Below are 15,490 nucleotides of genomic sequence, written 5' to 3'. Positions count from 1 at the left end.
AGCCCTTTACAGTACAAGCACTGATCTCCTATTTGCAGCAGGAGTAATGCGGTGATGGAAAACTTCTTCGGCACACTGAAATCGGAGTGTTTTTACCTGAACAGGTTCAGCGATCTGAATGAACTTAGGAAGGCGATAGAAGACTATATCCATTACTATAACAACGAGCGGATCAGCCTGAAGTTAAAAGGCCTGAGTCCGGTAGAATACCGAACCCAGGCCCAGAAAGCCGCTTAATATGAACTGTCCAACTTTTGGGGTGCAGTCCAAACAAGGGGCTGTTTATTAACCAAATTGGGCTAGCGGAAGAGATTAGTTTTCGCTAAATCGATGATTTCACTGCCTTGGCCATTGATGATCGCTTTTAACATATAAAGGCTGAATCCTTTTGCCTGTTCAAGTTTTATCTGCGGCGGCATAGCTAACTCATCTTTAGCCGTCGACACATCGATAAGTGCTGGGCCCGGATGGTCGAAAGCCTGCTGTAAAACATCGCTCAACTCTGAGGCTTTTTGCACGCTAAAGCCTTCTATATTACAAGCCTTAGCGATCGCGGCGAAATCAGGATTATCTAGCTCGGTACCATTAGTCAGATACCCACCCGCTTTCATCTCCATTGCCACAAAGCCAAGTACACTATTATTAAAAATCACGAGTTTTACCGGTAACTTATGTTGGGCAATCGTTAATAAGTCGCCCATTAACATCGCAAACCCGCCGTCGCCACATAACGCCACAACTTGGCGCGACATATCGACCGATTGGGCACCCATGGCTTGGGGCATAGCATTGGCCATCGACCCGTGGTTAAACGACCCCAGTAATCGTCTTTTACCGTTCATGGTCAGATAGCGAGCTGCCCAGACAGTCGGGGTGCCTACATCGCAAGTGAAGATGGTCTCATCAGTGGCGAGCCGGTCAATTTGTTGGGCAAGATACTGAGGATGAATGGGGCGATCATCATTAGCCACCGCTAAATCATCTAATTGTTGGCGGCTTTTCTGATAATGTTTGACGGATTTTTCAAGGTGCGTTGAAGCATGGGAGGTGGTGAGTAATGGTAGCAAGTCAGTCACCGTTGCCTTCACATCGCCGATTAGCGGGAAGTTAACATGGCAATGTGATCCGATGCTTGAGGGGTTGATATCTATTTGAATAATCTTCGCCGACTCGGGATAGAAAGCACGGTAAGGGAACTGTGTACCGAGTAACACCAGTGTATCCGCGTCAAGCATCGCATGATAACCTGAAGAAAATCCAATCAGGCCAGTCATCCCGACATCATAAGGATTGTCGTATTCCAGATGCTCTTTGCCCCGCAATGCATGCACTATTGGCGCTTGAAGTTTCTCTGCCAAGGCAACCACTTCATCATGAGCGCCGGCACAACCACTCCCACACATTAGCGTTATATTGTGAGCGTTGTTCAGTACATCAGCCAGCTGTTCGAGTTCTGAGGTGACAGGTTTCACTTCAGGAAGCGAAGGCGGGTACCACTCGAGGTTATCCGGAATCTTAATGCTTTGTAGGGCAACATCGCCAGGAAGTACGATGACCGCGACACCTCGTTTAACAATTGCCGTGCGTAACGCAATGGCGAGAATTTGTGGAAACTGTTCTGGGTTGCTGACGAGTTCACAGTAATGGCTACACTCTTTAAAAAGTTCCTGGGGGTGGGTTTCCTGAAAATAGTTACTGCCGATTTCACTCGAAGGGATATGTGCAGCAATAGCGAGGACCGGTTGATGGTTTCGATGGCAATCGAACAGACCATTTATTAAATGTAAGTTACCTGGGCCACAGGAGCCTGCGCAAACAGCCAATTCATTAGTGACTTGTGCTTCGGCACCGGCAGCAAAAGCCGCCGCCTCTTCATGGCGCGTTGACATCCAAGTAATTGCTGACTGCTTATTTAAACTATCGCTAATACCATTAAGCGAATCACCGGTTACCCCCCAAATGTGCTTAACGCCTACCTCTGTTAAGGTCTCGACCAGTAATGCAGCGACTGTCTTTTCCATTTACCACTCCGATTGGATTCACGTTATAGTCTTTTAATATAGTTCATCAATGACCACTGATAGTCGTTGCGCCTAAACCTAGAATGCGATCGTGCAAAGAAAAGTCGGCTAACGGCTTGTAATGAGGTTTTTTTTGGTTGTATTGTTCCAATAGGGCTAGACTGAAATAAGGTCGGTTCTGCTAAACGCCATGGTTCGTGGTAAACTGGTCGTAAAATTGCGCTTTTCTTTCAAGTATTGCTGGGTAATTATGGCTAACACGCATCATGGTTTTGACTTCGAACAACTTTTAGAGAGTAATCTCGACGAGGCGCTAAAACCGCCCTCAATGTATAAAGTTGTTTTACTGAATGACGATTACACCCCTATGGAGTTTGTGATCGAAGTTTTACAGAAATTCTTCTCGCTGGATATTGAGCGTGCAACGCAACTGATGCTTACTGTGCATTACGAAGGCAAAGCGATCTGTGGTGAATTTACCGCGGAAGTGGCTGAAACTAAAGTGATGCAAGTGAATCGTTACGCGAAGGAAAATGAGCATCCGTTGCTATGTATGCTGGAAAAAAGCTAAACAGCCCATATATCTAGGCTGAGACCTAAGCGTTAACCGATCGGAGGTACCTAATGCTCAATCAGGAACTGGAACTCAGTTTAAATATGGCTTTCGCCAGAGCGCGTGAGTACCATCACGAATTTATGACAGTCGAGCATCTGCTTCTCGCGTTAATCAGCAACCCTGCTGCGCGTGAAGCGCTTGAGGCCTGTTCTGTCGATCTCGCCGCACTGCGTACAGAATTGGAGACGTTTATTCAGAAAACGACTCCAGTGCTTCCCGAAGCGGATGAAGAGCGAGAAACGCAACCTACGTTAAGCTTCCAACGCGTTCTGCAACGTGCGGTTTTTCATGTCCAATCTTCCGGGCGCAGCGAAGTGACTGGCGCAAATGTGCTGGTAGCGATATTCAGTGAACAAGAGTCGCAAGCGGCTTACTTACTAAGAAAATATGAAGTAAGCCGATTAGACATTGTCAATTACCTCTCCCATGGTACGCGTAAAGATGACAGTGCCGAGGATAAGCCGTCTGATAACGCCTCTTCATCGGATGAAGCAGCTAGTGGTTCCAGTGAAGAGCGTATTGATAGTTTCACCACGAATCTTAATCAACTGGCTCGCGTGGGCGGGATTGATCCGTTAATTGGTCGCGAGCAAGAGTTAGAAAGAACGGTACAGGTCTTCTGTCGCCGTCGTAAAAATAACCCGCTGCTGGTGGGGGAATCTGGCGTAGGTAAGACGGCTATCGCGGAAGGGCTAGCGTGGCGAATCGAGCAAGGCGATGTGCCTGATGTCATGAAAGAGTGCGTCATCTACTCGTTAGATATCGGCTCTCTATTGGCAGGCACAAAGTATCGCGGTGATTTTGAAAAGCGCTTCAAGGCACTGTTAAAGCAACTTGAGCGAGATGAGAACAGTATTCTTTTTATCGATGAAATTCATACTATCATCGGTGCCGGTGCGGCATCAGGTGGGCAAGTCGATGCCGCCAATCTGATTAAGCCACTGCTTTCGAGCGGTAAAATTCGAGTGATGGGTTCCACCACTTATCAAGAGTACAGCTCAATTTTTGAAAAAGATCGTGCCTTAGCGCGCCGTTTCCAGAAAATTGATATTGTCGAACCTACTATGGATGAGACAGTAAAAATTCTCACTGGTTTGAAACCGAAATATGAGAAGCATCATGATGTGCGCTACACCGCTAAAGCAGTCCGCGCAGCAGTGGAGTTGGCGGTGAAATATATCAACGATCGTCATCTACCCGATAAGGCTATTGATGTGATCGATGAGGCCGGCGCACGGGCGCGTTTATTACCTAATAGTAAACGTAAAAAAACCATCAATATTCAAGATATTGAAACCGTTGTCGCGCGAATTGCTCGGATCCCGGAAAAAAGTGTTTCCGCCACTGACCGAGATACCTTACGCAGTCTCGATGACCGCTTGAAGATGTTGGTATTTGGTCAAGATAAAGCGATTAATGCGTTATCGGAAGCGATCAAAATGAGCCGTGCGGGCTTAGGAAATGAGCACAAACCTGTCGGGTCATTTTTATTCGCTGGACCTACCGGTGTGGGGAAAACAGAGGTTACGGCACAACTTGCCAAATCACTGGGTATTGAGTTATTGCGGTTTGATATGTCCGAATATATGGAACGCCATACCGTTAGTCGCTTGATCGGTGCTCCTCCAGGTTATGTCGGTTACGAACAAGGTGGCTTATTAACGGACGCGGTGATTAAACATCCGCACTCGGTGGTGCTCCTTGATGAAATTGAAAAGGCGCATCCAGACGTATTCAATCTGCTGCTGCAAGTGATGGATAACGGTACGTTAACGGATAATAATGGCCGTAAAGCCGACTTCCGTAATGTGATCTTAGTCATGACCACCAATGCGGGTGTCCGTGAAACTGAACGCAAAACCATTGGCTTGATTCAACAAGATAACAGTACTGATGCACTGGAAGAGATTAAGAAAATCTTCACTCCTGAGTTCCGTAATCGGCTTGATAATATCATCTGGTTCGAGCATCTCTCTACGGCAGTCATTCACCAAGTGGTGGATAAATTTATCGTGGAACTTCAAGCTCAGCTTGACCCTAAAGGCGTTTCGTTGGAAGTGAGTGATGAAGCCCGAGAATGGCTAGCTGAGAATGGCTACGACAAAGCAATGGGCGCTCGCCCCATGGCCAGAGCAGTACAAGAAAACTTGAAGAAACCGTTAGCGAATGAGCTACTGTTTGGTTCGTTAGTCGAGGGTGGGTCAGTATCGGTTGGATTAGATCGCAAAAAAGACCAACTGACATACCATTTTGAAAGTGCGGCAAAGCAGAAAGCGGAAGGGACTGTTCACTAGAAAATAAAAAAGGCCGGAATATCCGGCCTTTTTATGGTAGTCATTAAACTAATGATTAACGACTACGGAAGACAATGCGACCTTTGGTTAAATCGTAGGGGGTCAGTTCAACGGTGACTTTATCACCGGTAAGAATACGAATGTAGTTTTTACGCATTTTACCTGAGATATGAGCAGTAACAACGTGCCCATTTTCGAGTTCTACACGGAACATGGTGTTGGGTAACGTATCTAATACGGTGCCCTGCATTTCAATATTGTCTTCTTTGGCCATCGAATCCTCTGAATGGACTAACTAAGTGTTTACTCGACAGAATAATGCCGAAGTCTTATACCTGTGTAAAGAAAAGGCGACCAATTTGGTCAGCGCTTGGCGTCAAGCGAGCGATCTTTACGTGAATTTGGGTGTTATGTCGTTTGCAGAACACGTTAGTAGTAGGGCATTGATCACCATCTACCATAACGTTATTCCGCAAGGGAAGGGTGGGGTAAAAAGAAAATAGCGTGTTAACTAAACCGCCACCAGCATAACAAGCGCCAGTATTATACTACCTTTTTCTTGAAAAAGCCTGTTAAACATTCACCCTGATTTAAAATAACCGCTTTTTAACCCAGCATTCTGGCGGGATAATCTGTTTCTGAAGTTCTGTTAATTGCGTCAGAAACTGCTGGCGAGAAATTTCGCGCGCACCTAATGAGCGGGTATGTGGATTCAATATTTGACAATCGATGAGTTTGCCACCATAAGCTGAAAAATGACGGCAAAGTTGAAATAATGCGAGTTTGGATGCGTTAGGTTGGCGGCTAAACATTGACTCACCGCAGAAAATTCCGCCTAACGCCATCCCATAAATACCGCCAACCAGTTCATTCCCCAACCAAACTTCTAGCGAGTGTGCCCGGCCCGTTGCTGCTAATTCGCACCAAGCGGTAGTGACGTCTTCAGTGATCCACGTCCCCTCGTGATGGGTGATGGCGCAGCCCTCAATAACCGCTCTGAAATCGTGATTAAGCGTGACCTGATAGGGGCAGTTACGTAAAAAACGTTGCATGCTACGACTAAGGTGAAAAGCATCTATCGGCAGCACCGCGCGCGGATCTGGGCTCCACCATAAGATGGGATCTTCCTCTGAGAACCAAGGGAAAATCCCCTGCTGATAAGCAGAGATTAACCGCTCTGGAAGAAGATCGCCGCCGTAAGCGAGCAGCCCTTGCGGAGAAGTCAAGGCTGAATCCGGGGAAGGAAATTGGGATAGCGGTTGATGATCTAAGCAGGGCAGATAGATGGCCGTCATAGTCCGTATTGACCTTGTTGGCGCTGACGGAAGTCGTAATAACGCGCTTTTTGCGTCATAAGTTGCTGATGAGTCCCTTCTTCAATGATATGCCCTTGGTCCATAATGCAAATTTTATCGACCGCTTCAATACCCGTCAGTCGATGTGTGACCATTAATACGGTTTTCTCTTCAGTCACCTTGAGTAAAAGTTGCATAATCAGATGTTCAGTTTGTGCGTCTAAGCCTTCAAGTGGCTCATCCAGTAACCATATCGGCGCGTTATGCAATAAAGCCCGAGCAATGGCTAAACGGCGTCGCTCACCACCGGAAAGCGGTCTACCACCTTCCCCTAACCAACGGTCTAAACCGGCATCAGCGAGAAGATTACTTAATCCCACCACACGAAGGCTTTCAGCCAGTTGTGCATCATCAGCGAGAGGTTGGGCAAGTGTCAGATTGTCACGCAACGTTTGATTAAATATAGCGACACGCTGACTGACCACAGTGATCATTGAGCGCAGCTGTGACTCAGAATAGGCAGCCAATGGCTGATGATTAACGCGAATCGCGCCAGTTAATGGGTCCCAAGCTCGCGTCAACAATTGTAATAAGGTTGTTTTTCCACATCCAGTGCTGCCCAGCAATGCCACTTTCTGTTTAGCCGCAAGATGAAGGGTCAATTGATGCAAAACCCTAGGTCCTGTGGCGGTATAAGCAAAATCAATGTCCTCTATAGATATTTCACCGGCTGTTTCATTGAGAGTAAGCGTCTGTGGGGAAAACGTAACCGTCGGCGTTTGCGCTAACAAGTGATGCAGGCGCTCTGCGACGATAGAGACTTCCGATAAATGCAGGAAGGCGATTGCTACAGGTCCAAGAGACTCGAAGGCTGCGAGTACACAGAAGATTAATAAAGCACTATCGGCCGTGGCGATTTGCGCCAATTGATGGCGAGACATAATGATAAAGACAGCAACAATAGTTAAGCCAGTCAGCAAGATAATAATACTTTGCGCGAGGGCATTGAGATTCTGTTGCCGTGCTTGGGTCGCCAACCACTTTTTCTCGGTTTGTCCGAGTATCGCTCGCCAATCTTCCTGAGGTGGGAACAGTAAGAGTTCAGACATCGCGCTTAGGTGTGTTGTCAATTGTTGGCGATAAGCGCTACTTAATGTGGCAATTTGTTCACCAGCCGGTTTCCCCACACGGTAAAAAATAGGCGGGAATAATAGGATAACGCTTACCATCACGCTGGCGACTGCCAGCGCAGCTTGAAGATTGATATAACTTAATCCCACTCCCACTGCCAGCGTTACGAGTAGTGCGCCGACCATCGGTGAGATGACTCTTAAGTATAAATGGTCTAGCGTTTCGACATCGCCGACAAAACGATTCAGTAAATCACCCTGACGAAATTGCTGCGTGCCTGCAGGCGCGAGGGGATAAATTTTACTGAAGATTGTTACACGCAGATGTTTCAAGACCTTAAAGGTAGCGTCATGGCTCACTAAACGTTCGAGATAACGTGCTACCGTGCGCAGTATAGCCGCCCCGCGCACCCCTGCTGCGGGCAGCATGTAATTGAAAGTATAAATACCGGCACTCCCGGCCATCGCTGAAGCAGCGAGAAACCAGCCAGAAAGGCTCAATAGTCCGACACTGGCGAGTAGGGTGAGGGTTGCTAATAAGATACCCAGCAATAACTGCCAACGATGCCTACGCCACAGTATTAAAAAAGGGAATAATGCTTTCATTATTCAATCTCTCCTGAGCGATGACTTAACAACCGTTGAAATAGGCCTGTTTCAGCTGCGAGATCTGTAAAATCGCCCATCTGAATGATTTTTCCTGCTTCCATTACTATGATGGTGGGCCAGTCCGCCAATTGGTCAAGCTGATGGGTGACCAGTAAAGTCATTTGTTGATGGCTCGCCTGTTGCAAGCTCTGCATAACGTGCTGTTCATGATGGCGATCTAAACTGGCGGTGGGCTCATCTAAAAGCAAGAGATCACCTTGTTTCGCCAGAGCGCGAGCCACCGCAATTCGCTGTGCTTGGCCAACGGATAAGTTCTGACTATCTTCACTGACCTCGGTAGCTAAACCCTGTGGTAAGCGTTCAAGAAACTCATCAATGCCGGTCTGTGCGAGCAGCTTATGTAACGTCTCTTTGTTTAGCTTTGCTTGAGGAGAAATATTCTCTGCGATGGAGCAGGGGAATAGGCGGGGATGCTGCCCCACCCAACTCACCGATTTCAGCCAATTGTCACGCGAAAGCGTTTTCAGCTCTTTGCCATTTATCAATAGCGATCCGTGATAGGGAAGAAATCCAAGCAATGCATTAAGCAGCGTACTTTTACCGGAACCGCTAGGACCCACTAACGCGATCCGTTGGCTCGCCTTAAAATGAAAACTAAGCGGACCGACTAACTGTACGCCATCCACAGAGGTAATCACCCAATCACGTGCCTCTATCGTTAACGGGGCAGTATGATGACAGGAAAGACTGTGCGGTTGCGCTGACGGGAGTAAAGTTTCCGTTTCAGTGAGGAAGGTTTCAATCTCATCGGCGGCACCAGCCGCTTGCGCTTTAGCGTGGTAGAAACTGCCTAAGTCACGCAGCGGTTGGAAAAATTCTGGCGCAAGAATTAAGGCAATAAAGCCAGTAAATAGCGTCACTACATTGTGATAGCTACCAAAATGAAAAACGCCGAGGTACGAGAAGCCAAAGTAGACGGCGACAATTGCGATGGAGACAGACGCGAAAAATTCTAGGACAGCTGAGGAGAGAAAGGCTATACGTAATACTTCCATGGTCCGTAAACGAAACTGTTCCGAACTTTCAGCAATGGCTTGCTCCTCCGCCCGACGTCGATTAAACAGACGTAAGGTATCCAAGCCGCGTAATCGATCTAAAAAATCGCCGCTCAGCCGAGCAAGAGCGGCGAAATTTCGACGATTTGCATCTGCCGCCCCCATACCCACCATTGCCATAAAGAGAGGAATCAGTGGGGCAGTGAGGAATAAAATGGTCGCAGCCGCCCAGTTAATCGGAAAGAGGGTTATGAGAATTAATAACGGGATCACTGCTGCCAAGGTCATTTGAGGAAGATAACGGGCGTAGTAGTCGTGCATTTTTTCAATCTGCTCATGCAGCAACGTCGTCCAACTTCCGACAGGGCGAGAAGCGACCCAAACTGGCCCTAACGCCTCTAAGCGGTCTAAAACAATTTGGCGAATAGCCTGACGCAAGGCCTCGCCTGCTTTAACGCCGACTTTTTCACGGCAGTAATGCAGAACAGCCCGCAGAGCAAAACAGCCCAGTAGCAACGCTAGCCAATGATAAAGATGGGGAAGCGGCTGGTGATCGATTAAGGCACGTTGCAGGAGTTCTGCTAGACAATAGGCCTGGAAAAGAAGAGTGAGTGCGCTACAGGTGCCCAATAATACGGAGAGTTTACGCCAACGTTTAGCATGGAAACGTTGTGCTTTAAGCCAGCGGGTGAGCTGTTTTTGTCTTGATTTATCCACGGAAGAGTCACTGACCTGTTGGAATTGAACATCGACTATCTGAAATTTCCGTTAACTCTAGCACGTGAGGGATAAAAAAGGCGACAGATAACCTGTCGCCGGGATTAACCTAGATCATACAATTAACAAATTAGCGATTTTCGCTTACTAATCCATCTAAATAACGTTCAGCATCGAGGGCGGCCATACAACCGGTCCCTGCCGAAGTGATGGCTTGACGGTAGTTATGATCCATTACATCGCCCGCTGCAAATACACCTGGAATGCTGGCTTGGGTAGCGTTACCTGCCAAGCCGGATTGCACAACAATATAGCCGTCTTGTAACGTCAGTTGTTCAGCAAAGATGGCAGTATTGGGTTTATGTCCAATAGCGATAAACACACCAGCTACCGCGAGCTCATCGATACTCTCATCATGAGTCGACTTCAGTTTAACGCCCGTTACGCCCATTTCGTCGCCAACGACTTCTTCAAGGGTGCGATCGGTGTGCAGGATGATATTACCGCTGCTCACTTTATCCATGAGTCGGTCGATTAATATTTTCTCTGCGCGGAAATTATCACGGCGGTGGATTAAGTGAACTTCCTCAGCGATATTAGATAAATAGAGCGCTTCTTCAACAGCAGTATTCCCGCCGCCGACGACAGCCACTTTTTGTTTACGATAGAAAAAGCCATCGCAGGTCGCACAGGCAGAGACGCCACGGCCTTTAAACGCTTCCTCGGAAGGAAGACCAATGTAACGCGCTGAAGCACCCGTGGCGATAATTAGCGCATCCGCAGTGTATTCTTCGCTATCGCCAAAAAGGCGAAATGGGCGCTGTTGTAAATCAACGCGGTGAATATGGTCGAGAATGATCTCAGTCTTAAATTTAACCGCATGTTCGTGCATACGGTCCATGAGGAGAGGGCCGGTTAAATCGTTTGCATCTCCTGGCCAGTTTTCGACTTCCGTCGTCGTGGTCAATTGCCCTCCTTTTTCAACACCCGTAATTAAAACAGGGTTTAGGTTGGCACGTGCAGCATACACCGCAGCGGTATAACCCGCAGGACCTGAGCCTAGGATTAAGAGTTTGCTGTGTTTGGCCATTTTTATTCCTCAGTAATAAATCATAATTTTGTTGATTGTAGGGAAACTTCATCTCGAAAAAAAGCATCTGGTGATTTTGTTCTCTATTACTGCGATAGGTCACGTAAATGTCAGAGGAATTTATCGGAGAAATTTGTAGGAAAGCGCGACAAAACCCGTTTCTATGTCTCTTATAATCGTACCTTACGGATAAAAATAAAAAAAATACCGAATGTTGTACTGAAAAAAGATGTTTTGCTTTGACAATCCGCTATTGTTTTGCGAAAACAGGGGAGGTCGTTAATCGCATCAGCATAACGCCACTAAGCTACGACACAACATAAGCGGGCCAAACAATCCCCGGGCACAGGGGCGGGCTTTGCATTCAAGCTCGGAAATAAAAGAGATAATCAAAAATGGTAGATAACAAAAAGCGTCCTAGTAAGGACCTTGATCGTATAGATCGCAATATACTTAATGAATTACAGAAGGATGGGCGAATTTCTAACGTAGAACTTTCAAAGCGAGTGGGTTTATCGCCAACACCTTGCTTAGAACGTGTACGTCGTTTAGAGCGCCAAGGTTTCATCTTGGGTTACACTGCGCTATTAAACCCTCATTATTTAGATGCCTCATTACTCGTCTTTGTTGAGATAACTCTGAATCGTGGTGCACCTGATGTCTTTGAACAGTTCAATGCTGCGGTTCAAAAATTAGAAGAAACCCAAGAGTGTCATTTAGTCTCTGGCGATTTTGATTATCTCCTTAAAACCCGCGTCCCTGATATGTCTGCCTACCGTAAACTCCTTGGCGAAACGCTATTGCGTTTACCGGGTGTGAACGACACAAGAACCTATGTTGTGATGGAAGAAGTTAAACAAAGTAATCGTTTAGCGATTAAAACTCGCTAAATCTGACAGGTGCAAAGGCTGAATTTTTTCGGTACACTCCTGTAAATGCATACAGGAACAACGTCATGAACGTTGTTCCTTCCTCCCTAGACAGGCACCTGGAGAGTACTCTTGAGCCAGGAATACATTGAAGACAAAGATATTGCATTAACCCCTATGAGTAGTGGACGTCGGTTATTAGAAGCGTTACTGATTCTGGTTGCGTTGTTTGCCGTCTATTTAATGATCTCATTAGTGAGTTTTAACCCTTCTGATCCAAGTTGGTCGCAAACCGCTTGGCACGAACCTATCCATAATTTGGGTGGTGGAATCGGTGCATGGCTTGCGGATACCTTGCTCTTCATCTTCGGGATGATGGCCTATGCTATCCCTGTCGTTATTCTCGGATTATGTTGGATTGCGCATCGCTATCGCTTCAAAGAGCAACATTATATTGACTTTTTCGCTATTGGATTGCGTTTAATTGGCGTACTTAGCTTAGTGGTAACAACTTGTGGCTTGGCTTCGCTCAATGCAGATGATATCTGGTATTTTGCATCAGGTGGCGTTATCGGGAGTTTAGTGAGTAGTGCCATGTCGCAGTATTTTGCTCCAGCCTTAGGCACGCTGATTCTGCTCTTTATCTGGGCTGCGGGTATCACGCTATATACTGGCTGGTCCTGGCTCACTATCGCCGAAAAAATTGGTAATACAGTGATGCGCATCGTGACCTTCGCTAGCCATCGCCGGGGAGAAGAGTACTGGGAGGAAGAGGAGGAGTCTGAACATCCTACTACTCAGACCGCTATCAGCGCGGACGCTCCAGCACCTAAAAGTGGCAGGAGTATATTCCGACGCTTCGTGACTAATACCAAACCTGATATGATGGTTGCAGATCAAGATGATCCGCTGCTGGCACCACGCCCCGCAGCCTCTACTTCTGCCACGAAAGACGATTATGACCCATTGCTGGATTATGATCCGTTATTGGATTACCAGCCAACTACCGTGCAGCCGACGGTCAAGCCTGAAGTGGAAATGAACCAACCGGTTGAGTTCGCGCCATCGGCGATTGACCATACGCCAAGTGTGGATCCCATCGTTGTTCAGCATGCCGATGCGCAGCGCCCTACACCGGTTGCCCCGTCGAGTTCGAGTGCAGAAACCGTTGTGCCTCCCGCACAAATGCCTGAGCATTCTGTCTCTGCAACGGAACCCCTATCACAGCCGGTTTATCATTTTGAGATTCCAGCAGAAAGCCGTGAGTATCAACCCGTCTCACACCGAACGACGCACGTTGAGGCCGTCACGCCAACCGTTGCTCCACCAGTCAGTTATCCCCCAGTGGATGTGCCTCAGACGCCCTCAACGGCCGCTAGCACAGCAACCGCTGCGGCGACTGCTGCGGCGGTCAATTCGACAGCTAAACCGCTATCGCCTTTTGCCGCTGCTGCCAGCATGGGGAAATTGACCACACCAGATTTATCGGGTCAAAAACTTAAGGAATCAGGAAATAGTGGCCAGGTGAAACAAGGCATTGGTCCGGAACTACCGCGTCCTAATCCCGTACGTATCCCGACCCGACGTGAACTGGCTTCCTATGGCATTAAACTTCCATCACAACGACAAGCCGAAGAAAAACTGCGTCAACATGATGCAGTCGCTGATCATAATGACGTCAATGATGATGAGCAGGCAGAGCATAATGCCGAACTTGCTGCACAGTTTTCTGCTCAGCAAACACAACGTTATGCGCAGGTTGCCCCTTTAGACACTTCTGAACCTGATCTCGACGAGCAGGCACAGCAAGAAGAGTTAGCACGGCAGTTCCAAGCGACTCAACAACAACGTTATGAGCAGCCTGAAGTGACCGATAATACTCATAAATCGCCGCTGTTAGACCTTTCAGACTTTAGTTTCTCACCGGTGGAAGATTTGGTGACTGAGGCGCCAAGTGAGCCGCTCTTTACGATCACTCCCGCGGAGCCGTCAGCACCGACTCAAGCGGTGGTCTCACCGGAGCCTGTCGTAGTCGCTGATGCAGAGAGTCCGGTGCAGAGCGTTGAAAAGCACACGCCTACTGAGGTCGATACACAAAGTGCGGTAAAAGATAGCTTATTCCACCCTTTCTTGGTGAGACATGAACAGCCTTTAGCAAAACCGACGACACCATTACCGACGCTAGACTTATTAACGGCACCGCCTGCTGAAGAAGAGCCGGTAGATATGTTTGCGCTAGAACAGACAGGGCAACTCGTTGAAGCAAGACTCGCAGATTTCCGAATCAAAGCGGATGTCGTGGGTATCTCGCCGGGACCAGTGATTACTCGATTTGAGTTAGATCTCGCACCAGGGGTGAAAGCCGCGCGCATTTCGAATTTATCACGTGACTTAGCGCGCTCACTGTCAGCTATAGCAGTACGGGTAGTGGAAGTGATACCGGGTAAACCCTATGTTGGCCTTGAACTCCCGAACCTGCATCGCCAAACCGTCTATCTTCGTGAAGTACTTGATTGTCCAGCGTTCCGTGATAATCCTTCTCCGCTGAGTGTGGTATTAGGCAAAGACATTTCCGGCGATCCGGTAGTGGCTGACCTGGGTAAAATGCCACACTTACTGGTAGCCGGGACAACGGGGTCGGGTAAATCCGTCGGTGTCAATGCGATGATCCTCAGCATATTGTATAAAGCAACGCCAGATGAAGTGCGCTTTATCATGATTGACCCGAAAATGTTGGAGCTATCGGTGTATGAAGGCATCCCGCATCTGTTAACCGAAGTGGTTACCGATATGAAAGATGCTGCCAATGCCTTGCGCTGGAGCGTCATGGAGATGGAACGACGCTACAAATTAATGTCGGCATTAGGAGTTCGGAATTTAGCTGGCTACAACGAAAAAATTGAACAAGCGGAAGCCATGGGACGCCCAATCCCCGATCCGTTCTGGAAGCCGGGTGACAGTATGGATACTCAGCCTCCGGTACTGGAAAAACTCCCTTATATCGTTGTGATGGTGGATGAGTTCGCCGACTTAATGATGGCGGTGGGTAAAAAGGTTGAAGAACTTATTGCGCGTTTAGCACAGAAAGCGCGTGCCGCAGGGATTCACTTAGTGCTCGCCACTCAGCGTCCTTCGGTCGATGTGATCACCGGATTGATTAAAGCGAATATCCCAACGCGTATTGCCTTCACCGTTTCAAGTAAGATTGACTCGCGTACCATCCTTGACCAAGCTGGGGCGGAGTCCCTATTGGGTATGGGTGATATGCTTTATATGCCGCCGAACTCATCGATGCCGGTGCGGGTACATGGTGCTTTTGTCCGTGACCAGGAAGTACATGCAGTGGTTCAAGATTGGAAAGCGCGTGGTCGCCCTCAATACATTGATAGCATTACCGCGGGTGATGAGAGTGAGAATGGTGCTGGGGGACTCGACGGTAATGGCGAAGATCTCGACCCACTCTTTGACCAAGCGGTAGCCTTCGTGGTGGAAAAACGTCGGGCGTCTATTTCAGGTGTTCAGCGTCAATTCCGTATTGGTTATAACCGGGCTGCACGCATTATCGAGCAGATGGAAGCACAAAGTATTGTCTCTGAGCCGGGAAATAACGGTAACAGAGAGGTTCTTTCACCGCCACCTCACGAGAGGTAATCACTCTCTTGGTGAGCGCAATAGGCCAGAGTTTACTCTGGCCTATTGTTTATGCAAAGAATGCCCCCATATCCTATTTAAACCCATTCTGCTGTTCGATCGGCAAAGTAGTGGCTACAGTTATTCAACCTCGAGCAAGAATT

The 15,490-nt window shown here is 47.9% G+C and carries 11 protein-coding genes and 1 pseudogene; 6 read left to right on the top strand and 6 right to left on the bottom strand.

Annotated features, from left to right (window positions below; translation table 11 throughout):
• Window positions 1-45 precede the first annotated feature (45 nt).
• Window positions 46-237 (top strand): annotated as a pseudogene (locus tag HH682_RS08305) (IS3 family transposase); the annotation flags it as partial.
• Between the two features lie 62 nt (window positions 238-299).
• Here HH682_RS08305 and poxB read toward each other — a convergent pair.
• Complete coding sequence (poxB, locus tag HH682_RS08300; protein ID WP_214237112.1) at window positions 300-2,021, bottom strand: ubiquinone-dependent pyruvate dehydrogenase; 1,722 nt, start codon at window positions 2,019-2,021, stop codon at window positions 300-302.
• Window positions 2,022-2,271: 250 nt separating this feature from the next.
• On the opposite strand from poxB, the gene clpS reads away from it, so the two are divergent.
• Both clpS and clpA read left to right on the top strand, forming a co-directional pair.
• Window positions 2,272-2,592 (top strand): ATP-dependent Clp protease adapter ClpS, encoded by a 321-nt coding sequence (clpS, locus tag HH682_RS08295; protein ID WP_214237111.1) that lies wholly within the window; start codon window positions 2,272-2,274, stop codon window positions 2,590-2,592.
• Between the two features lie 53 nt (window positions 2,593-2,645).
• Window positions 2,646-4,931, top strand: a complete 2,286-nt coding sequence (clpA, locus tag HH682_RS08290; protein WP_214237110.1) for an ATP-dependent Clp protease ATP-binding subunit ClpA — start codon at window positions 2,646-2,648, stop codon at window positions 4,929-4,931.
• 55 nt (window positions 4,932-4,986) lie between these two features.
• On the opposite strand, the gene infA is transcribed toward clpA, so the two are convergent.
• Entirely contained in the window at window positions 4,987-5,205 is a 219-nt protein-coding gene (gene infA, locus HH682_RS08285; protein WP_028684310.1) for a translation initiation factor IF-1, read from the bottom strand.
• Window positions 5,206-5,230: 25 nt separating this feature from the next.
• Here infA and HH682_RS08280 point away from each other — a divergent pair, with 25 nt between their 5' ends.
• The gene (locus HH682_RS08280; RefSeq protein WP_214237109.1) at window positions 5,231-5,434 is read left to right on the top strand and encodes a hypothetical protein; all 204 of its coding nucleotides are present in this window, start codon (window positions 5,231-5,233) and stop codon (window positions 5,432-5,434) included.
• 87 nt (window positions 5,435-5,521) lie between these two features.
• Here HH682_RS08280 and aat read toward each other — a convergent pair whose 3' ends face one another.
• The 4 genes from aat to trxB form a co-directional block, all read right to left on the bottom strand.
• Window positions 5,522-6,226 (bottom strand): leucyl/phenylalanyl-tRNA--protein transferase, encoded by a 705-nt coding sequence (aat, locus tag HH682_RS08275; protein ID WP_214237108.1) that lies wholly within the window; start codon window positions 6,224-6,226, stop codon window positions 5,522-5,524.
• Entirely contained in the window at window positions 6,223-7,962 is a 1,740-nt protein-coding gene (gene cydC / locus HH682_RS08270) for a heme ABC transporter ATP-binding protein/permease CydC (RefSeq protein ID WP_214237107.1), read from the bottom strand. The genes aat and cydC overlap by 4 nt, the downstream gene beginning before the upstream one ends.
• On the bottom strand, window positions 7,962-9,737 hold the full coding sequence (gene cydD / locus HH682_RS08265) for a heme ABC transporter permease/ATP-binding protein CydD (protein WP_214237106.1): 1,776 nt from the start codon (window positions 9,735-9,737) through the stop codon (window positions 7,962-7,964). The genes cydC and cydD overlap by 1 nt, the downstream gene beginning before the upstream one ends.
• A gap of 130 nt (window positions 9,738-9,867) precedes the next feature.
• Complete coding sequence (trxB, locus tag HH682_RS08260) at window positions 9,868-10,833, bottom strand: thioredoxin-disulfide reductase (protein ID WP_214237162.1); 966 nt, start codon at window positions 10,831-10,833, stop codon at window positions 9,868-9,870.
• 389 nt (window positions 10,834-11,222) lie between these two features.
• On the opposite strand from trxB, the gene lrp reads away from it, so the two are divergent.
• Complete coding sequence (lrp, locus tag HH682_RS08255; RefSeq protein ID WP_214237105.1) at window positions 11,223-11,717, top strand: leucine-responsive transcriptional regulator Lrp; 495 nt, start codon at window positions 11,223-11,225, stop codon at window positions 11,715-11,717.
• 111 nt (window positions 11,718-11,828) lie between these two features.
• Window positions 11,829-15,347: a DNA translocase FtsK 4TM domain-containing protein gene (locus HH682_RS08250; RefSeq protein ID WP_250318622.1), complete on the top strand. Its 3,519-nt coding sequence runs from the start codon at window positions 11,829-11,831 to the stop codon at window positions 15,345-15,347.
• Window positions 15,348-15,490: the final 143 nt, after the last annotated feature.

It is taken from the genome of Rosenbergiella gaditana, assembly GCF_018494065.1.
GTDB classification, from domain to species: Bacteria; Pseudomonadota; Gammaproteobacteria; order Enterobacterales; family Enterobacteriaceae; genus Rosenbergiella; species Rosenbergiella gaditana.
Note: the sequence above shows the minus strand (reverse complement) of the source record. Positions and strands in the feature narration are given on the sequence as shown.